The sequence below is a fragment of the Burkholderia sp. Bp9004 genome (assembly GCF_003858025.1).
Classification (GTDB): domain Bacteria; phylum Pseudomonadota; class Gammaproteobacteria; order Burkholderiales; family Burkholderiaceae; genus Burkholderia; species Burkholderia diffusa.
In genome coordinates, this window is record NZ_QTQD01000057.1 from 1 (window position 1) to 18,681 (window position 18,681).

The window sequence follows — 18,681 nt, forward strand, 5'->3', positions numbered from 1 at the left end:
TCACGACGGTGCAGGACGTCGCGCAGACGGTGCTGTTCCTGTCGGCGTTCCCGAGCGCCGCGCTCACGGGCCAGTCGGTCGTCGTCAGCCACGGCTGGTTCATGCAGTAACGGGCTCCGGCACGGGCGGCCGCGCTGCGCGCCGCTTGTGCTGCAGCCAGCATTCGCCGGTAGTGGAACGGCAAGAAAAAAACGCGCTCCGGGGAGCGCGTTTGTTGTTTCGGCAGGGCGGGCTGCTGCCCGCTGACACCGGCTTACTTCAGGACCGCTGCGACCGCATTGGCGACCGCATCGAGGTTGCGCGTGTTCAGCGCCGCAACGCAGATCCGGCCGGTGCCGACTGCGTAGATGCCGAACTCTTCGCGCAGGCGATCGACTTGCGCCGAGGTCAGGCCCGAATACGAGAACATCCCGCGCTGCGCGTTGATGAAGCTGAAGTCGCGATCGACACCGCTCGCCTTCAGGCGCTCGACGAGGCCGTTGCGCATCGCGCGGATGCGATCGCGCATTTCGCCGAGTTCCTGCACCCACGAAGCGTGCAGTTCAGGCGACGCGAGCACGGCCGCGACGACGGCGCCGCCATGGGTCGGCGGGTTCGAGTAGTTCGTGCGGATCACGCGCTTCAGTTGCGACAGCACGCGCGTCGCTTCTTCCTTGCTCGACGTGATGATCGACAGCGCGCCGACGCGCTCGCCGTACAGCGAGAAGGACTTCGAGAACGACGACGACACGAACGCATTCAGGTCGGCAGCGGCAAAGAGACGCACCGCGGCGGCATCGGCCTCGATGTTCTCGCCGAAGCCCTGGTAGGCCATGTCGAGGAACGGCACGAGGTTGCGCGCCTTGACGACGTCGACGACCTGCTGCCATTGCGCTTCGGTCAGGTCGACGCCGGTCGGGTTGTGGCAGCACGCGTGCAGCACGACGATCGTGCCCGCCGCATAGCCGTTCAGCGCCGACAGCATGCCTTCGAAGTTCACGCCGTTGGTGGCGGCGTCGTAGTACGGGTATGCGACGACTTCGAAGCCGGCAGCTTCGAACAGTGCGCGGTGGTTTTCCCAGCTCGGATCGCTGATTGCGACCTTCGCGTTCGGGTTCACGGTGCGAAGGAAATCGGCACCGATCTTCAGTGCGCCCGTGCCGCCCAGTGCCTGCGCCGTGACCACGCGGCCCGCAGCGATCAGCGGCGAATCGTTGCCGAGCAGCAGCTTCTGCACCGCTGCGTCGTACGCGGCAATCCCGTCGATCGGCAGGTAGCCGCGCGGCAGGCCGGCGTCGACACGCGCCTTTTCCGCTTCGCGAACGGCGCGCAGCAGCGGAATCTTGCCTTCTTCGTTCGTGTACACACCGACGCCGAGGTTGACCTTGGTCGGGCGCGTATCGGCGTTGAAGGCTTCGTTCAGGCCCAGGATCGGGTCGCGGGGAGCAAGCTGGACAGCGGAGAAGAGCGACATGATGATTCGGCAGTAGTGAAAAGAGGGTCAGGCTTTCAGCCGGCGGGGCAGGCGCAGCGGACCGCGCGCCAACAAGCACGGCGCCGGAAAGCGCAGCAGCCTGACATTGTAGCGAATTCACGCTGCCGGAGGCGGTGATCGCGCGGCGAATTGCGATTTCGGGCGGTTGCCGCGCGTCAGGAGCCGTCAGCGGTTCGCAACGCCGCGAAGCGCTAGAATAGTTTTTTTGCCCTCGCTCCGGCCGCACTCCATGTCCGAACATCACGCCGAAGTCGGCGACGCGCTCGACGAATCGAAATTCGTGACCTTCGAAGGGTCGCCGTTCCAGTTGTACCAACCGTATCCGCCCGCAGGCGACCAGCCGACCGCGATCGAAACACTCGTCGAAGGTGTCGGCGACGGCCTCGCATTCCAGACGCTGCTCGGCGTGACCGGTTCGGGCAAGACCTTCACGATGGCCAACACGATCGCGCGGCTCGGCCGCCCGGCAATCGTGTTCGCGCCGAACAAGACGCTCGCGGCGCAACTCTACGCGGAATTTCGCGAGTTCTTCCCGCGCAACGCGGTCGAGTACTTCGTGTCGTACTACGACTATTACCAGCCGGAAGCGTACGTGCCGCAGCGCGACCTGTTCATCGAGAAGGATTCGTCGATCAACGAGCACATCGAGCAGATGCGGCTGTCGGCGACGAAGAGCCTGATGGAGCGCCGCGACGTGGTGATCGTCGCGACGGTGTCGGCGATCTACGGTATCGGCAACCCGTCCGAATACCACCAGATGATCCTGACGCTGCGCACCGGCGACAAGCTCGGCCAGCGCGACGTGATCGCGCGGCTGATCGCGATGCAGTACTCGCGCAACGAGCAGGACTTCCAGCGCGGTACGTTCCGCGTGCGCGGCGACACGATCGACATCTTCCCGGCCGAGCACGCGGAATTGGCCGTGCGCGTCGAGCTGTTCGACGACGAGGTTGAGACGCTGCAGCTGTTCGACCCGCTGACCGGGCGCGTGCGGCAGAAGATCCCGCGCTTCACCGTGTATCCGTCGTCGCACTACGTGACGCCGCGCGACACCGTGATGCGGGCGGTCGAGACGATCAAGGACGAATTGCGCGAGCGCCTCGAGTTCTTCCACAGCAACGGCAAGCTCGTCGAGGCGCAGCGCCTCGAGCAGCGCACGCGCTTCGACCTCGAGATGCTGCAGGAGCTCGGCTTCTGCAAGGGCATCGAGAACTACTCGCGGCACTTTTCGGGCGCCGCGCCCGGCGAGCCGCCGCCGACGCTCGTCGACTACCTGCCGCCCGACGCGCTGATGCTGCTCGACGAATCGCACGTGCTGATCGGCCAGCTGAACGGCATGTACAACGGCGACCGCGCGCGCAAGGAAAACCTCGTCAACTATGGCTTCCGGCTGCCGTCGGCGCTGGACAACCGGCCGCTCAAGTTCCCGGAGTTCGAACGCAAGATGCGCCAGGTGGTGTTCGTGTCGGCGACGCCGGCCGACTACGAGCAGCGCGTGACGGGGCAGGTCGCCGAGCAGGTGGTGCGGCCGACCGGGCTCGTCGATCCGGAAATCGAAGTGCGCCCGGCGAGTTCGCAGGTCGACGACGTGCTGACGGAGATCAATGCGCGCGTGAAGGCCGGCGAGCGGGTGTTGATCACCGTGCTGACGAAGCGCATGGCCGAGCAGCTCACCGAGTTCTTGGCCGACCATGGCGTCAAGGTTCGCTACTTGCACAGCGACATCGACACGGTCGAGCGGGTCGAGATCATCCGCGACCTCCGGCTCGGCACGTTCGATGTCCTGGTCGGGATCAACCTGCTGCGCGAGGGCCTCGACATTCCGGAAGTGTCGCTCGTCGCGATTCTCGATGCGGACAAGGAAGGCTTCCTGCGTGCCGAGCGCTCGCTGATCCAGACGATCGGCCGCGCGGCGCGCAACGTGAACGGCAAGGCGATCCTCTACGCCGACAGGATGACCGAATCGATGAAGCGCGCGATCGGCGAGACCGAGCGGCGCCGCGCGAAGCAGATCGCGCACAACGAGAAAATGGGCATTACGCCGCGCGGTGTCGTGAAGCGCATCAAGGACATCATCGACGGCGTGTACAACGCCGACGAGGCGCGCGCGGAGCTGAAGGAAGCGCAGCAGCGCGCGAAATTCGAGGACATGTCGGAGAAGCAGCTCGCGAAGGAAATCAAGCGTCTCGAGAAGCAGATGGCCGACTACGCGAAGAACCTCGAGTTCGAGAAGGCCGCCGCGACGCGCGACCAGCTTGCGCTGTTGCGCGAGCGCGTGTTCGGCGCGAACGTCGGCGACCACATCAACGGCGGCCGGTAAATCTTTCCAAGCGTCACCAAAATCTGTCAGTAACGGGTCTGTAAGCCTTGTCGGATCAGGGGTTTACACGGTGTCTCGTTTGTTCCGAAGCTGGTTCGGTGCTAAACTTCGCAAGTATTGAGAATAGTTCGCATTAACGTTCTTCATTGCGTTAGTGTTTTCAGCGTGCCGCCCCGGAGGCGGCGCGCATGTCGTCAAGATAGTCAGACAAATAACAAGGAGTGTCCATGTTGGGTTCTTCGTTCATCCGCACGTCGGTTGCGGTAGCGGCGGCGCTTGCCGCGATGTCGGCCTCGGCGGCCGAATATCCGATCGGCAAGCAGCAGATCCAGGGCGGCATGGAGATCGGCGCGGTGTACCTGCAGCCGATCACGATGGATCCGGAAGGGATGATGCGCAAGGCGTCGGATTCCGATATCCACCTCGAGGCGGACATCCACGCGGTCAAGAACAACCCGACGGGTTTCGCGGAAGGCGACTGGATGCCGTACCTGCAGGTCACGTACAAGCTGACGAAGCAGGGCGACACGAAGTGGAAGGCCGAAGGCGACCTGATGGGCATGGTCGCGAGCGACGGACCGCACTATGGCGACAACGTGAAGCTCGCCGGCCCGGGCAAGTATCACCTGACGATGACCGTCAAGCCGCCGATGCAGTCGGGCCACATGGCGTTCGGCCGTCACGTCGACAAGGAAACGGGCGTGGGCGCATGGTTCAAGCCCATCACCCTCGAATATGACTTCCCGTTCGCCGGCATCGGCAAGAAGGGCGGGTACTGATCGGTGGCATCACGGACGGCGTGCTTCGGCGCGCCGTCGGCGCAGAGAACCCAGAATGAAATTTCCCCAGAAAATCGTTGCCGCAGCCGCCGCGCTGTGGCTCGCCGGCGCGGCGCATGCCGCCGATCTGCCGACGTTCAAGCTCGAGATGACGGACGGCAAGCTGAATCCCGCCCGTATCGAAGTGCAGGCCGGCCAGCGCTTCAAGATCGAGATCAGGAATACCGGCAAGGGCGCCGCCGAATTCGAGAGCGTGCAGTTGCGCAAGGAGAAGGTGCTTGCGCCGGGCGCGGATTCGTTCGTGGTCGTCGCCCCGCTGTCGCCGGGCGAATACAAGTTTTTCGACGATTTCCACCAGCAGGCACAGGGCGTGATCGTCGCGAAGTAATGCGTTTTATCTGAGTGCGGGCGTACGAGTGTCTTGCGCCGCGCGTCAGGAGGATTCAATGGGTCAGATCTTGTTCATCGTCTGGCGGGAGAGCGTCGAAGCGCTGCTCGTCGTCGGCATCCTCTATGCATGGCTGAAGAACGGCGACGACGACGCGCGCCGCGGCCTGCCGTTTCTGTGGACGGGCGTGGCAGTCGGCCTGCTGATGGCGGTCGGTCTCGGCGCCGCGCTCGTCGGCTTTACCGAAGTGCTGTCCGGCGACGCGCAGGACTATTTCCAGACCGCGATGGTGCTCATCGCGTGCGTGCTGATCGTGCAGATGGTGCTGTGGATGCGCCGGCACGGCCGCACGCTGAAGCGTGACATGGAGCAGTCGCTGCAGCAGAGCACGCGCGATTCGAACTGGTGGGGCGTCGCCGTGCTGGTCGCGCTCGCGATCGCTCGCGAAGGCAGCGAGACGGTGATCTTCCTGTACGGCCTCGGTTTCGGTCAGTCGGGGCACGTGGACGGCAGCCAGATGCTCGCGGTCGTGATCGGCCTGGGCCTCGCGTTCCTCACGTTCTATCTGCTGCAGCTTGGCGGCAAGTACTTCTCGTGGCGCCATTTCTTCCGCGTCACCGAAGTGATGCTGCTGTTCCTCGGTGCGGGCCTGTTCCAGACCGGCGTCGACAAGCTGATCGACAAGGAAATCCTGCCGCTCGGCATTTCGCAGGTGTGGGATACGTCGTCGATTCTCGACGACTCCGGCACGTTCGGTTCGCTCGTCGCGACGCTGACGGGCTACCGGGCGCACCCGGCGCTGACCAACCTGATCGCCTATGCGGTGTACTGGGCGGTGGTCTGGCTGCTGATGAAGCGCGCGAGCCGTCGTCCGGTCGTCCCTGCAGGTCGCGCGGCATGAGTGTTGTTGCCGCAGCCAAGCCGGGCTGGCTCGCGCAGGCCGGTCAGTGGATGCAGCGCCACGGCGCGGTGATCCGCGGCATCCAGTGGGTCGTCGTCGCCGTCTACGCGTTCCTGATCATCGTGCCCGCAGTATTGCCGCTGCCCGACGATTCCGCGCATCTGTGGAGCAATCTCACGCTGATCGCGCAGTTCGTGTTCTGGGGCATCTGGTGGCCGTTCGTGCTGCTGTCGATGGTGATGCTCGGCCGCGTCTGGTGCGGCGTGCTGTGCCCGGAAGGCGCGCTGACCGAATATGCGAGCAAGTTCGGCCGCGGCGGCGCGATTCCGCGCTGGATGCGGTGGGGCGGTTGGCCGTTCGTCGCATTCGGGCTCACGACGATCTACGGGCAGATGGTGAGCGTGTACCAGTATCCGCTCGCGGTGCTGTTCGTGCTCGGCGGCTCGACCGTCGGCGCGATCGTGATAGGTGTGCTGTACGGCCGCGAGAAGCGCGTGTGGTGCAAGTACCTGTGCCCGGTCAACGGTGTGTTCGGGCTGCTCGCGCGGCTCGCGCCGATGCGCTACAAGGTCGATGAGGATGCCTGGCGTCGCTCGTACAAGAACGGCGAGCACGGGCATCGCGTGATTCCGATCAATTGCGCGCCGCTCGTGCCGTTGCGCAACATGAAGGGCGCGGCCTCGTGCCATATGTGCGGCCGATGCAGCGGGCACCGCGATGCAATCGCGCTGTCGTGGCGCTCGCCGTCCGACGAGGTCGTGAACCTTGGCGCGCAGCAGGCGAATCCGTGGGACACGGCGCTGATCCTGTACGGCCTGCTCGGCGTCGCGATCGGTGCGTTTCACTGGACCGTCAGCCCGTGGTTCGTGCAGATCAAGCAATGGCTCGCGGGCTGGCTCATTGATCGCGACATCACGTGGCCACTCGAGACGAATGCCCCGTGGTTCCTGCTCACGCACTATCCGGATCGAAACGATGTGTTCTCGTGGCTCGACGGTGGGCTGGTCGTCAGCTACATCGTCGGCACGGGGCTCGTGTACGGCACCGCGCTGCTCGTGCTGCTGGCCGGCGCGACGCTGATGCTCGGTCGTTTCGACCGCGTGCGTCTTCATCATCTCGCGCAGGCGCTGATCCCGATCGCGGGAGCCGGTGTGTTCCTCGGGCTGTCGGCGACGACGCTGTCGCTGCTGCGGGCGGAGCACGTGCCGCTCGGCTGGGCGACCGACGTTCGCATCGCGATTCTGGTCGGCGCCAACGCATGGAGCGCCTGGCTCGCATGGAAGGTGACGGGGCGCTATGCGGCCTGGTCGCGTCGACTGGCGGCATTCGCGTGGTTCGCGGCAGGCCTGGCCGTGGTCGACAGCGCATGGTGGTTGATGTTCTGGGGTTTCTGACGCGGTCTTGACGGCCGTGTGGCCGCGCTCCGGAGCAGCAGGCGAGCGTATTTCGCCGTCGGGCTCCGGAACGCGCTGAAGCTGAAGTGCCGACAGCCGCGATGCCTTTCTCTTTGCATCCGGACGCACCGACAAAAAAAGCGACACGTCGAAGGACGTGTCGCTTTTTTTCTTCCTTGTGCGAGAACCAAAAAAAGTGGCTTGGCTTGCTGCAACGGCTGCTTGAGTGTGTTTGCACGAAGGGGTCTAGATCTCGCGTGCAAGCCGTTACGCTGGCTACTGCCCAACACCTCTCAGGGAGGTGGTCCCCACAATACTCTGTCGTTACTTCGTCAGGATCAGCTTGCCGAGCCGCGTGGCACGCAACTGATACGTCTCTCCGTTGTGCGCGATGCTGATGTGGCTGCGGCCTTGCAGCAGCGCATCGCTGCTGAGGGTCCGGGTGCCGGCATCGTGACTACCGGCAGGTTTCGCCGGCGTCGTGACCGCTGCCGTCTTTTGACGGTTGGCGCTTGCGGTGCCGGTCGTGCGGCGCAACGTCAGCGTGGTCGGGCGCGTGGTGTCGGTCATTCGGTTGATCGGTGACTGTCGATACGATGGAATGAATTCTAAATGATAACTATTCCCATTTACAAAACTCTTTATCGATCGATATGACGAATTCGATAGCTTGAATCAAAGGGCGGCTCGCAGGCCGCCGCCGACGTCAGTGGAGCGGGTCAGGGTCCTTGCGTCCCTGTGCGTATTCGCGGATCAGGCGCACCGTGTCGATGTCCGACGTGCGATACGCTTCCTTGACGATGCCGTGCGTCTGGCGCGCTTCCTCGCTGTCGTCCGTGACGGTCAGCGTCGTATGGTATTCGAAGCGCAGGAACAACTCGTGGTCGTCGCGTTCCTCGATCGTCATCGTCAGCGAGCCGCCTATTTCGCCGCCGGCCGCATGGATGTCGTAGCGCACTTGCTGGTTCGGGGTGAACGTCACGCGGTCGCGCACGGTCGCATGCCCGTAGTGCAGCTCGCGTTCGAGCGTGGTATCCGTCCGTTCAAGGACGACACAGCTGTCGAGGCCGATCACGAACAGCTGCGGCTGTTCGGCGCGCAGCACGAGGCCTTCCCAGAGCTGGTCGCGGGTAAGGGACGGCACGGCCGGATCGTCGGAGTTGATCTGGATCAGATGTTCGAAGTTCAAGGGGACGGGTTCCTTCTGGTGGCGGGCGGCCACATGGATCAAAAAAACATTGTGACGCAAAACGCGCAGCTTCGCGGCACCTGTGGCCCCGATCGGACGTCATGCCTCGATGGAGCCCATGCGGCCGGTCTGGTAGTCGATGACGGCCTGCCGGATCTCTTCCTCGGTATTCATCACGAACGGGCCATAGCGGACGATCGGCTCGTTGAGCGGCACGCCGCCGATCAGCAGCAGGTCGAGCGGCATATCGCCGGCCTCGAACGTCACCGCGTCGCCATCGTCACCGTAGACGATCATCTGTCGCGCGTCGATTTGCTGCCTGTCGGGCCCGTAGCGGCCGGCTCCCTCGAGCGGGTAGGCGAACACGCGATAACCTGCCGGCACCGGCTGCGTGACCGTTGCACCCGGTTGCAGCGTGAAATGCTGGTAGAGGATCGGCGTGCGCGTCTCGATCGCCGCGCGCACACCGAAGGCTTCGCCGGCGATCACGCGGACCTGCGTGCGGCCGTCGGGCGACGTCGCGGTCGGGATGCGGCCGGCCGGGATCTCCTGGTAGCGCGGTGCGATCAGCTTGTCGCGCCGCGGCAGGTTGACCCACAGCTGAAAGCCGTGCGAGCGTCCGCCGGCCTGCGCGAACTCGGGATCCGGCATTTCGCTGTGCACGACGCCCGCGCCGGCCGTCATCCACTGCACGTCACCAGGCCCGAGCGTGCCGGCATGGCCGGCCGAGTCGCGATGACGAAAACGCCCGTCGAGCACGTAGGTGACCGTCTCGAAGCCGCGATGCGGATGGTCGGGCGCGCCCTTGGCTTCGCCAGGGGCATAGTCGACGGGGCCCATTTCGTCGAGCAGCAGGAACGGATCGAAATCCATCAGCAGCCGGGTCGGGAACGGGCGGTGAACCACGAAGCCGCCGCCTTCGGTCGTGCGAAGCGCGGGGTACGTGCGGTCAAGCGAGCGAGCGGTCGTCATGCAGAAGCCCTCGATATCATCGGAATAGCGTCATTTTTGAAACATAGCGCTATTATATTGGGCGTTTTACGGTCCGATTTGCGGCGGTTCGCAATGGATTGTTCTGAAATTGGAACGATGACATGAACATCGATGCACACAACCTGAACGACCTCATGTACTTTTCGCAGGTCGTCGAACACGGCGGTTTCTCGGCTGCGGAACGCGTGCTGGGTATCTCGAAATCGCGCCTGTCGCGGCGCCTGACCGAACTCGAGGCGGCGCTCGGCGTGCGCCTGCTGCAGCGCTCGACACGCAAGCTCGCGCTGACCGAGGCGGGGGAGCTGTTCTACCAGCATTGCCAGGCGATGCTCGCCGAAGCCCAGGCCGCGATGAACGCCGTGCAGCAGTTGCGCGCGTCGCCGCGCGGCTCGGTGCGCGTGAGCGTCCCCGTGACGTTGTCGCAGACGATGCTGTCGCGCATCCTCCCCGAATTTCTGCACCGCTATCCCGAGGTGAAGGTGCACATCCGTGTGACGAATCGTGTGATCGACCTGTTCGAGGATTCGATCGACGTTGCGTTGCGCGTGCGCTCGGAGCCGCCGCAGAACGCGAACATCGTCGTGCGGCCGCTGTGGCGGACCGAGCAGATGCTGGTCGGCGCGCCGAGCCTGCTGAACCAGAATGCGCCGCCGCTCGTGCCGGACGATCTGGCGCACTTCGAGACGCTCGATACGCCGAGCGTCGACGGGCGGCACGTGTTCAGCCTGATCGCGCCGGACGGCACGCGTCATTTGCACGAGCACGACCCGCGGCTCGTGACGGCCGACCTGATGACGATCCGCGAGGCCGTGCTCGACGGCCTCGGCATCGCGGCGCTGCCCGAGATGATGTACGGCAATGCGTTGCGTGCGGGGCAGTTGTCGCCGGTGATGCCGGGCTGGACGCTGCCGGTGCCGCAACTCTATGCAGTGTTCGTGTCGCGGCAGGGCATGCCGCCCGCCGTGCGCGCGTTCGTCGACTATCTGGTCGAGAAGCTCGACCATGGCGAATACAAGCAGCCGGGGTGCCCCGAGCGCGCGAAACAGGACGCGGCGGCGGCCGATGCTTCGGCCACCTGAATGCAAGATGCGCGTCGTGGCAAATTTGTTTTGTCATTGAAGCGCCGCCGGCAATCGCAAGTTTCAATCGCCGGGACCTTGAATGCATACGCGGGCAGGCCTATATTGAAATCCCATTTCGCGAAGGAAGTTCTGAGCGGAATCAGGTGGCCGCATATATTGCGAGCCAGATAGGGCAGAACGCGCAGTCCGTGCAGACCACGGTAGTCGCATTTGCGTTGCTCGAGGCGCAACCGATACCGCCGAAGAGCCCGCCGCCCGAAGGCGCCCGCGTGCGCATGAAAAAAGGCCTTCATCTGGCGATGAAGGCCTTTTACTTTGTGCGCGGCCGGCGAGGTCCTGCCACCCAGGCCACCGTCGCGTAGCGAATGCGCGTGCGTTACTTCGCCTTCGCAGTCGGCTCCGTCACGAAGCCGAGCTTCGTCAGGCCGCCGGCCTGCGCATCGGACATCACTTCGGCCACACGCTCATACGCAACCTTGCGGTCGGCGCGCAGGTGCAACTCCGGTTGCGGCTGATGCTGTGCCGCTTCCGCGATGTGCGCCTGCAACTGCTCGCGCGTGACCGTCTGGTCGTTCCACAGGATCGTGCCATTGCCCTGGATCGCGACGTCGACGGTCTGCGGCTTTTCGTCGACGGGCTGGCTGCTCGCGTGCGGCAGGTCGATCTTCACCGCGTGCTGCATCGCCGGAATCGTCACGAGGAAAATGATCAGGAGTACGAGCATGACGTCGACGAGCGGCGTCATGTTGATCTCGCTCATCACGCCATCGTCGTCGTCATCGCTGAAGCCGGTGTTCATTGCCATGGTTCACCTCGTCTCAGCTGGCGCGCGAAGCAAGGCGCAGGCCGTCGCGGGGCGACGACGACGCGAGGCGCGCACCCGTCACGAAGTATGCGTGCAGGCCGTGCGCGAAGCGGCGCAGCTTGCTGACGACGCCCTTGTTCGCACGGGTCAGTGCGTTGTAGCCGAGCACTGCGGGAATCGCGACGAACAGGCCGAAGGCCGTCATGATCAGCGACTCGCCCACCGGGCCCGCGACCTGGTCGATCGACGTCTGGCCGGTTGCACCGATTGCGAGCAGTGCGTGGTAGATGCCCCAGACCGTGCCGAACAGGCCGACGAACGGCGCCGTGCTGCCGATCGACGCGAGAATCGCGAGACCGGCCTGCATGCGCGAAATGCCCTCGTCCATCGTGTCCTTCAGGCAGCGCGTGACCCAGTCCGACACGTCCATGCGGTCGTGCAGATGCGGTTGCGTCTGATGGTGGTGATCGGCGGCTTCCTTGCCCGACAGCGCGAGCGCGAGGAACGGGTTGTCGCTCGGCGTCGATGCGGCGAGGCCGAGCTTCTTGATGCCGTCGTTGAAATCGTCCGAATGCCAGAATGCCTGCTCGGCATTCTTCGTGAGACGGTTCAGGCGAACCACGTTCCAGCCCTTGACGATGATCACGATCCACGACAGGACCGACATCACGAGCAGCGTGATCGCGATGGCGCGCGTGACGAAATCACCTTGCGCCCAGACGTGCGCGATACCGTAGCTTTGCATTTTTGTTTCCTTTGAATCTTTCGAATGAGGCGGGTTAATCGTCGAGCGTGAAGTTGAAGGGCAGCGTATGGGCGGCGCGGATCGCTTGCCCGTTTTCGAGGTACGGCGGGCAGGTGCTGGCGCGTGTCGCATCCAGCGCAGCCTCGTCGAGGCGCGGGTAGCCGCTGCTCTTTTGCAACTCGACACTTTCGATCTTGCCCGTCAAGCCGATGACGAAGTGAACATAGGCCGTGCCCGTTTCGCCGCGGCGACGCGACATCGACGGATAGGTGGGCTTCACGAAACTGCACTTGAGCGCCGATACGTTCTTCGGCGCGCTGACTTGCATCGTCTCACGGGCCGGGCCGGGCGTGACCGCCGGCGCAGCGGGGGCGGCGGCGGGTGCGGTGGGCGCGGGTGTCGGATCGGCTGCCGGGGCGGGCGTCGGAGACGGTGATTGTGCGACCGGCTGGGGCGTCGGCTTGACGGCTTTCTGCACCGGTTTCGGTTCGACCTTCGGCTTGACGCGCGGCGTGGGCTTCGGTGGCGCGGGTTGCGCAACCGATTCGACCGCGACCGGCTGAGCGGCCGGCGCAGGCGGGATGAGTTGCGCCGTGATCGACTGGACTTCGACCGTCTTCGGCGGCGGCGCGTTGCGATGGAGCCACGCGGCCGTCAGCATGATCGCATGTGCGGCAAGCACACCGACCGCGACGGTGATGACCCGGGGATTCATACGTGAGGCAGCCGGCAAGACGCCGGCAGGAGCGGATTGCGAAGCCTGCATGTTAGCTTGAAAGAACGACGTCGCACCCGGGGCGCGGCGGGTGAATCGGTATTACTTGCGGAAGATCAGCAGCGAGATGCACACGGTGGTCACAAATCCGATCAGCAATTCCATGACAGGCTCCTTGGCAGGTAAGCCGCTGGCTCGCGCGAAAGATGGCTTGCTGACGGAAGGACATCAAATGCGGCTTCAGCCGCACGGGTAGGCTCGGCGCCGCTCAGGCGGCCTTGCGGTCGTAGAACGTGACCGGGATCGGATGAGCATGATGCTCGACACCGCACCGGCTCGCGCAAACGCCTTGCTCGGCCATGAGGTCGCGTACGGACTCCTCGCACTTGCCGCAGCACGTGGCCACGCCGAGCTCGAACTGGAGTTCATCGAAAGAGTTCACGCCCTCGGCGAGGGACGCGCGAATCTTGCGATCGGAAACAGACTTGCACACGCAGACGATCATGATGAGTTGCGATAGCTAACGGTAATGCGAATTATTATCATTAAATTTGCGGACGTTGACAAGCCTGGGTTCGGCTTTTTTTAAGGTCATCGGACCCTTGAAACGGGAGGCGGAGCGGGAGAGGGCGAACCGGCGGCGTGCCGGCCCGCGTCAGACGGTCGCGCAGGCGCGCGCGTTCGGCGAGGAAATGGTGACGGATTCGACCGGCACGTCGAGGCCGAGCAGCGACGATGCGAGTGCGCGCAGTTGCAGGCCGTCGCTCGTCGAGCAGAAGCGTGGCGGCGCGGCACGCGTGCCGGCCGGCGCGCGCAGGCCGCGTTCGTCGAGCACCCGCGTGAGCTGCCGGGCGATGGCATCGCTCGTATCGACGATCGTCAGCCGGTCGCCGACAAGATCACGGATCGTTTCCGTGAAGAACGGGTAGTGCGTGCAGCCGAGCACCAGCGTATCGGCGCCGTCGTCGAGCATCGGCTGCAGGTAACGCTCGAGCAACGCGCGCAACGCGGGCGAGTTCGTGTCGCCGCGTTCGATCGCTTCGACGAGCCCGTGGCCGGGCTGGCAGATGAAGCGACGGCCGGCGCCGTAGCGGTCGAGCAGCGCCTGGAAGCGCGGGCTGTTCAGCGTCGATTGCGTGGCGAGCACGCCCGCGACACCGGTCGCGGACAGCGCGGCGGCCGGCTTGATGCCCGGCTCGACACCCACGAGCGGTATCGACAGGCGCTCGCGGATGGCTGCGATCGCTCGCGCCGTCGCGGTGTTGCACGCGATCACGAGCGCTTTCGCGCCTTCGCGGGCCAGCCACTCGCCGATGGCAAGCGTGCGCTCCGTAATGAATGCCTCGTCGCGCGGACCATACGGTGCGTGGTGCGAATCGGCGACATAGACGAACGACTCGCCGGGCAGGTGCGCGCGCGCGGCACGCAGCACCGACAGGCCGCCGAGCCCCGAATCGAAGATGCCGACGGGGGCGGCGGGGCGGACCCCGGAAGCGGCTGGCTGGTTCGTCGTCGTCATGCGGAAGGCGAGGTGGCGATCGTGGCGGGTGTGGCGATTACTCGGGCGAACCCATCATCGTCTGCTGGTAGTTCTGCAGGCCGACCTTGCCGATCAGGTCGATCTGCGTTTCCAGCCAGTCGATGTGCTCTTCGGTGTCGTCGAGGATCTTTTCGAAGATCTCGCGCGACACGTAGTCACGCACCGATTCACAGTAAGCGATCGCTTCCTTGCACGTGGACTGCGAGACCTGCTCGAGCTTCAGGTCGCACTTCAGGATCTCTTCGGTTTCCTCGCCGACCAGCAGCTTGTGCAGGTCCTGCAGGTTCGGCAGGCCGTCAAGCATGAACACACGCTCGATCAGCCAGTCGGCATGCTTCATTTCGCCGATCGATTCGTCGTATTCGTGCTTGCCGAGCTTCTCGAGGCCCCAGTGCTTGTACATGCGCGCATGCAGGAAGTACTGGTTGATCGCCGTGAGTTCGTTCTTCAGTTGGGCGTTCAGGTATTCAATGACTTTCTTGTCGCCTTGCATGGCTGTTCCTTGTTCAGTGGGGCTTCAGAAACCGAACGATAATCGCTCGAACGAGAAAAGCCAAGCCTCGAAGCCTTGTCGGGCCTGCCTTTTGCGGGTAATGAGAATCGGCCCGGGATAACGGGCCGCGCGCAATAACGAGAATGAGAAGTAAAAAGGCCGGACATCCGTCCGGCCTTTCGTGCGAGCGCGCTTAAGCGGTTGCGACCGGGATCTTGCCGATCTTCGCCTGCCACTCCTTCGGGCCGGTCTGGTGCACCGACGTGCCCGATGAATCGACGGCGACCGTCACCGGCATGTCCTGCACGTCGAATTCGTAGATCGCTTCCATGCCGAGGTCTTCGAATGCGAGCACCTTCGCGCCGCGGATCGCCTTCGACACGAGGTAAGCCGCACCGCCGACCGCCATCAGGTACGCCGCCTTGTGCTTCTTGATCGCGTCGATCGCGACCGGGCCGCGCTCGGCCTTGCCGATCATCGAGATCAGACCCGTCTGGGCGAGCATCGTCTCGGTGAACTTGTCCATCCGCGTGGCCGTCGTCGGGCCTGCCGGGCCGACCACTTCGTCACGCACCGGATCGACCGGGCCGACGTAGTAGATCACGCGGTTCGTGAAGTCGACCGGCAGCTTCTCGCCCTTCGCGAGCATGTCGGCGATGCGCTTGTGCGCGGCGTCGCGGCCCGTGAGCATCTTGCCCGACAGCAGCAGCGTCTGGCCCGGCGTCCAGCTCGCGACTTCTTCCGGGGTCAGCGTGTTCAGGTCGACTCGCTTGCTGGTTTCCGTGTTGGGTTCCCACTGGACCTTCGGCCAGGCGTCGAGCGACGGCGCCTCGAGCTTCGCGGGGCCCGAGCCGTCGAGCACGAAGTGCGCGTGGCGCGTGGCCGCGCAGTTCGGGATCAGTGCGACCGGCTTCGACGCCGCGTGCGTCGGCGCGGCCATGATCTTCACGTCGAGCACGGTCGCGAGGCCGCCGAGGCCCTGCGCGCCGATGCCGAGCGCGTTGACCTTCTCGTGCAGTTCGACGCGCAGTTCCTCGACCCAGTCCTTCGGGCCGCGCGCGATGATTTCCTGGATGTCGATCGGCTCCATCAGCGATTCCTTCGCCATCAGCATCGCCTTTTCGGCAGTGCCGCCGATGCCGATCCCGAGCATGCCCGGCGGGCACCAGCCCGCGCCCATCGTCGGGACCGTCTTCAGCACCCAGTCGACGATCGAGTCGGACGGGTTCAGCATCACGAACTTCGACTTGTTCTCCGAGCCGCCGCCCTTTGCCGCGACCTGCACGTCGACCTTGTCGCCCGGCACGATCTCGTAGTGGATCACGGCCGGCGTGTTGTCCTTCGTGTTCTTGCGGGCGCCTTCCGGCGGATTGACGATCGATGCGCGCAGCACGTTGTCCGGGTGCGTGTAACCGCGGCGCACGCCTTCGTTGATCATGTCGGTGAGACCCATCGTCGCGCCGTCCCAGCGCACGTCCATGCCGACCTTCACGAAGATCGTGACGATGCCGGTGTCCTGGCAGATCGGGCGACGGCCTTCCGCGCACATGCGGCTGTTCGTGAGGATCTGCGCGATCGCATCCTTCGCGGCCGGGCTCTCTTCCAGCTCGTACGCGCGGCCGAGGGCCTGGATGTAGTCGAGCGGATGGTAGTAGCTGATGTACTGCAGCGAATCCGCGATGCTCTGGATCAGGTCTTCCTGTTTGATGACGGTCATGGCTGAGACTCTGTGAGGACTGTGGGGAATACGTTTATGCGTTGGCGGCGGCTTCGACCGATTTGCGGGGCTCGTTCGCTGCAGGCGCGTGCGCGTCGCGGGCGTGCGGCTCGTGGAAATGGGCCGGGTGCGTATGGGTCGTCAGGCGGTCGACCCACGCCATCACGAGCGCCGACACGAGGAACGACACGTGGATGATCACCTGCCACATGATCGCGTGCGTCGTGTGCTGGTCGGGGTTGATGAAGGTCTTCAGCAGGTGGATCGACGAAATGCTGATCAGCGCCATCGACAGCTTGACCTTCAGCACGCCCGCGTTCACATGGTCGAGCCACTCGGGCTCGTCGGGGTGGCCCTCGATGCCGAGGCGCGACACGAACGTCTCGTAGCCGCCGACGATCACCATGATCAGCAGATTCGAGATCATCACGACGTCGATCAGGCCGAGCACCGCGAGCATCACGCTGATCTCGTCAAGGCTCGTCGCATGCGACAGCAGGTGCCAGACTTCCTTCAGGAACAGGAACACATAGACGGCCTGCGCGACGATCAGGCCCAGATAAAGCGGAACCTGGAGCCAGCGGCTCATGAAGATCAGCGCGGGCAGCGGGCGCAGGGGACGACGGATGGAGCCGGGCGAATGCGGGGCAGACATGGTGGAGGGTCGGGCGCTGGGCGCAGGTATCGGGGGTAATCTTGAAAAGGCGCGCTATTGTAACGCGTCGGCCGGTGCGACTGCAGCGTCGCGCCGGGGCTGCAGGGGACGGATCAGGACGCGGCGGCCGGCACGCGCTTCACGCGCAGGCTCGCGAGCACGATCCCGCTGACGACGCACGCGAGCGCGATGCCGTGCGCGAGCGTCGGACGTTCGCCGAGGAACGCGATGCCGTATGCGGCGGCCGCGACCGGCAGCACCGCGCTGAATACGCCGGCGAGGCTGCCCGGCACGTGCCGGATCCCTTTCATCCACAGCCAGAACGAGAAGATGCTGGCCGACAGCCCGTACCAGACCACGAGCGCCCACGTACCGGCCGGCACGCTCGCGTAATCGAAATGCCACAATGCCGTTGCGCCGAGCGGCAGCATCAGGCACAGGCCGAACAGGTGCGTATACGCGCAGATGTCGATCGGCGCGAGCGTCTGCGTGAGCCGGCGCGACAGGATCACGTAGATCGATTCGCAGCACACGGCGCCAAGGATGAGCAGGTTGCCGGTCAGCGAGCCGGCCGAGGCGCCCCCGGCGCCGTGCGCGGACGCGCTGCCTGCGCTGCCGTTGGCGAGGTTGATCGTCACGACGCCGGCGATCGCGAGCGCGATCGACACGAGCGCACGGCCGTTCGGTTTTTCACGCAGGATCAGCCACGCGAACAGCGCGACGATGGCCGGGATGGTGCTCGTGATCACGCCGGCCGCGACCGCGCTCGTGCGTTGCACGCCGTTGAGCATCAGCAGCGTAAACATGAAGGTGCCGAAGAATGCCTGCAGGAACAGGTTCAGCCATTCCGCGCGCCGGACCGCACGCATCTTCACCGGGCTGAACAGCGGCCAGAGCACGGCGATCGCGATCACGAAGCGCAGCGTGGCGAGGATGGCGACCGGGACGAAGACGACGATGGATTTGCCGATACCGACGTTGCTGCCGACAAACAGCATCGACAGGATGAGGAAGAGGGCGTAGCGATTCAAGCTGGAATCCGGGAGGCGAGTTCAGTTAGGATTGTAGGGTCGCGGTCGTAACAGCGTAAAGCAGACTGCAAGGCGCCGCCGCGCGGCGTGCGAAACGGCGATGTCGCGTAAGTGACGGGTAAGTTCGAGCGCTTATCGTGGATAGGGCCGGGCCGTACGTCCATCGTCTTGTGACGTGGTGCGGCGCAGCATCGCGCGCAGCCTTCGGGCGCGCGCGGGTGAGTGGGAGACAGCGGCGCGCAAGCGCCGGCCAAGACGCGGCGCGCACGATCGCGCCGCCATGCAGAGGATTCATGTTCACCAAGGGGTAGTCGATGTCTGCGATTGAATCGGTTCTTCACGAAACCCGCCAGTTTGCGCCGCCCGAGGCGCTCGAGAAGGCGGCGACCATTTCCGGCATGCCGGCCTACCAGGCGCTTGCCGCCGAGGCCGAGCAGGATTACGAGGGCTTCTGGGCGCG

General features: G+C 64.7%; 19 protein-coding genes and 2 pseudogenes. 8 read left to right on the forward strand and 13 right to left on the reverse strand.

All coding sequences use genetic code 11. From position 1 onward, the window contains the following. A pseudogene (locus DIE08_RS34460) lies at window positions 1–110 on the forward strand (3-hydroxybutyrate dehydrogenase); the annotation flags it as partial. Between the two features lie 143 nt (window positions 111–253). Here DIE08_RS34460 and DIE08_RS34465 read toward each other — a convergent pair. Next, entirely contained in the window at window positions 254–1,453 is a 1,200-nt protein-coding gene (locus DIE08_RS34465) for an amino acid aminotransferase (RefSeq protein WP_059685426.1), read from the reverse strand. A gap of 250 nt (window positions 1,454–1,703) precedes the next feature. On the opposite strand from DIE08_RS34465, the gene uvrB reads away from it, so the two are divergent. The 5 genes from uvrB to DIE08_RS34495 all read left to right on the forward strand — a co-directional run bounded on the left by uvrB (window position 1,704) and on the right by DIE08_RS34495 (window position 7,256). Further along, a complete protein-coding gene (gene uvrB / locus DIE08_RS34475) occupies window positions 1,704–3,794 on the forward strand; it encodes an excinuclease ABC subunit UvrB (RefSeq protein ID WP_059605554.1) in 2,091 nt (696 codons plus the stop codon). Between the two features lie 227 nt (window positions 3,795–4,021). Next, window positions 4,022–4,573: an iron transporter gene (locus DIE08_RS34480; RefSeq protein ID WP_057929472.1), complete on the forward strand. Its 552-nt coding sequence runs from the start codon at window positions 4,022–4,024 to the stop codon at window positions 4,571–4,573. 55 nt (window positions 4,574–4,628) lie between these two features. Continuing rightward, window positions 4,629–4,961, forward strand: a complete 333-nt coding sequence (locus DIE08_RS34485) for a cupredoxin domain-containing protein (RefSeq protein WP_124906318.1) — start codon at window positions 4,629–4,631, stop codon at window positions 4,959–4,961. A gap of 58 nt (window positions 4,962–5,019) precedes the next feature. Then, on the forward strand, window positions 5,020–5,862 hold the full coding sequence (locus DIE08_RS34490; protein ID WP_059605551.1) for an FTR1 family protein: 843 nt from the start codon (window positions 5,020–5,022) through the stop codon (window positions 5,860–5,862). Then, window positions 5,859–7,256 carry a 4Fe-4S binding protein gene (locus tag DIE08_RS34495; RefSeq protein WP_124629791.1) on the forward strand — a complete coding sequence of 466 codons (1,398 nt, stop codon included), beginning with the start codon at window positions 5,859–5,861 and terminating at the stop codon, window positions 7,254–7,256. The genes DIE08_RS34490 and DIE08_RS34495 overlap by 4 nt, the downstream gene beginning before the upstream one ends. 324 nt (window positions 7,257–7,580) lie before the next feature. Here the strand turns inward: DIE08_RS34495 and hemP are convergent, their stop codons facing one another. From hemP to DIE08_RS34515, 3 genes are all read right to left on the reverse strand, one after another. Continuing rightward, complete coding sequence (hemP, locus tag DIE08_RS34505) at window positions 7,581–7,826, reverse strand: hemin uptake protein HemP (protein ID WP_059605544.1); 246 nt, start codon at window positions 7,824–7,826, stop codon at window positions 7,581–7,583. Window positions 7,827–7,962: 136 nt separating this feature from the next. Continuing rightward, window positions 7,963–8,445 carry an SRPBCC family protein gene (locus DIE08_RS34510; protein WP_059605541.1) on the reverse strand — a complete coding sequence of 161 codons (483 nt, stop codon included), beginning with the start codon at window positions 8,443–8,445 and terminating at the stop codon, window positions 7,963–7,965. Window positions 8,446–8,544: 99 nt separating this feature from the next. Continuing rightward, window positions 8,545–9,417: a pirin family protein gene (locus DIE08_RS34515; RefSeq protein ID WP_124629793.1), complete on the reverse strand. Its 873-nt coding sequence runs from the start codon at window positions 9,415–9,417 to the stop codon at window positions 8,545–8,547. A gap of 122 nt (window positions 9,418–9,539) precedes the next feature. Between DIE08_RS34515 and DIE08_RS34520 the strand changes: the two genes are divergently transcribed. Beyond that, window positions 9,540–10,517, forward strand: a complete 978-nt coding sequence (locus tag DIE08_RS34520; protein ID WP_124629794.1) for a LysR family transcriptional regulator — start codon at window positions 9,540–9,542, stop codon at window positions 10,515–10,517. 379 nt (window positions 10,518–10,896) lie between these two features. Here the strand turns inward: DIE08_RS34520 and DIE08_RS34530 are convergent, their stop codons facing one another. From DIE08_RS34530 to DIE08_RS34570, 9 genes are all read right to left on the reverse strand, one after another. After that, window positions 10,897–11,325 (reverse strand): biopolymer transporter ExbD, encoded by a 429-nt coding sequence (locus DIE08_RS34530; RefSeq protein WP_006754473.1) that lies wholly within the window; start codon window positions 11,323–11,325, stop codon window positions 10,897–10,899. 13 nt (window positions 11,326–11,338) lie between these two features. After that, window positions 11,339–12,070: a MotA/TolQ/ExbB proton channel family protein gene (locus tag DIE08_RS34535; RefSeq protein ID WP_059600977.1), complete on the reverse strand. Its 732-nt coding sequence runs from the start codon at window positions 12,068–12,070 to the stop codon at window positions 11,339–11,341. Window positions 12,071–12,104: 34 nt separating this feature from the next. Continuing rightward, window positions 12,105–12,836 (reverse strand): energy transducer TonB, encoded by a 732-nt coding sequence (locus tag DIE08_RS34540; RefSeq protein ID WP_059600979.1) that lies wholly within the window; start codon window positions 12,834–12,836, stop codon window positions 12,105–12,107. Between the two features lie 217 nt (window positions 12,837–13,053). Further along, entirely contained in the window at window positions 13,054–13,290 is a 237-nt protein-coding gene (locus DIE08_RS34545) for a bacterioferritin-associated ferredoxin (protein WP_006482749.1), read from the reverse strand. A 150-nt stretch (window positions 13,291–13,440) separates the two neighbouring features. Beyond that, window positions 13,441–14,304, reverse strand: coding sequence for a glutamate racemase (gene murI, locus DIE08_RS34550; RefSeq protein WP_124906322.1), 864 nt, complete (start codon window positions 14,302–14,304; stop codon window positions 13,441–13,443). A gap of 37 nt (window positions 14,305–14,341) precedes the next feature. Continuing rightward, on the reverse strand, window positions 14,342–14,818 hold the full coding sequence (bfr, locus tag DIE08_RS34555) for a bacterioferritin (protein WP_124629798.1): 477 nt from the start codon (window positions 14,816–14,818) through the stop codon (window positions 14,342–14,344). A 193-nt stretch (window positions 14,819–15,011) separates the two neighbouring features. Beyond that, window positions 15,012–16,535 (reverse strand): fumarate hydratase, encoded by a 1,524-nt coding sequence (locus DIE08_RS34560; protein ID WP_059600985.1) that lies wholly within the window; start codon window positions 16,533–16,535, stop codon window positions 15,012–15,014. Between the two features lie 34 nt (window positions 16,536–16,569). Next, window positions 16,570–17,190, reverse strand: coding sequence for a TIGR00645 family protein (locus tag DIE08_RS34565; RefSeq protein ID WP_124629799.1), 621 nt, complete (start codon window positions 17,188–17,190; stop codon window positions 16,570–16,572). Between the two features lie 113 nt (window positions 17,191–17,303). After that, window positions 17,304–18,221, reverse strand: a complete 918-nt coding sequence (locus DIE08_RS34570; RefSeq protein WP_059600989.1) for a DMT family transporter — start codon at window positions 18,219–18,221, stop codon at window positions 17,304–17,306. Between the two features lie 314 nt (window positions 18,222–18,535). On the opposite strand from DIE08_RS34570, the pseudogene DIE08_RS34580 reads away from it, so the two are divergent. Beyond that, a pseudogene (locus DIE08_RS34580) lies at window positions 18,536–18,681 on the forward strand (AMP-dependent synthetase); the annotation flags it as partial.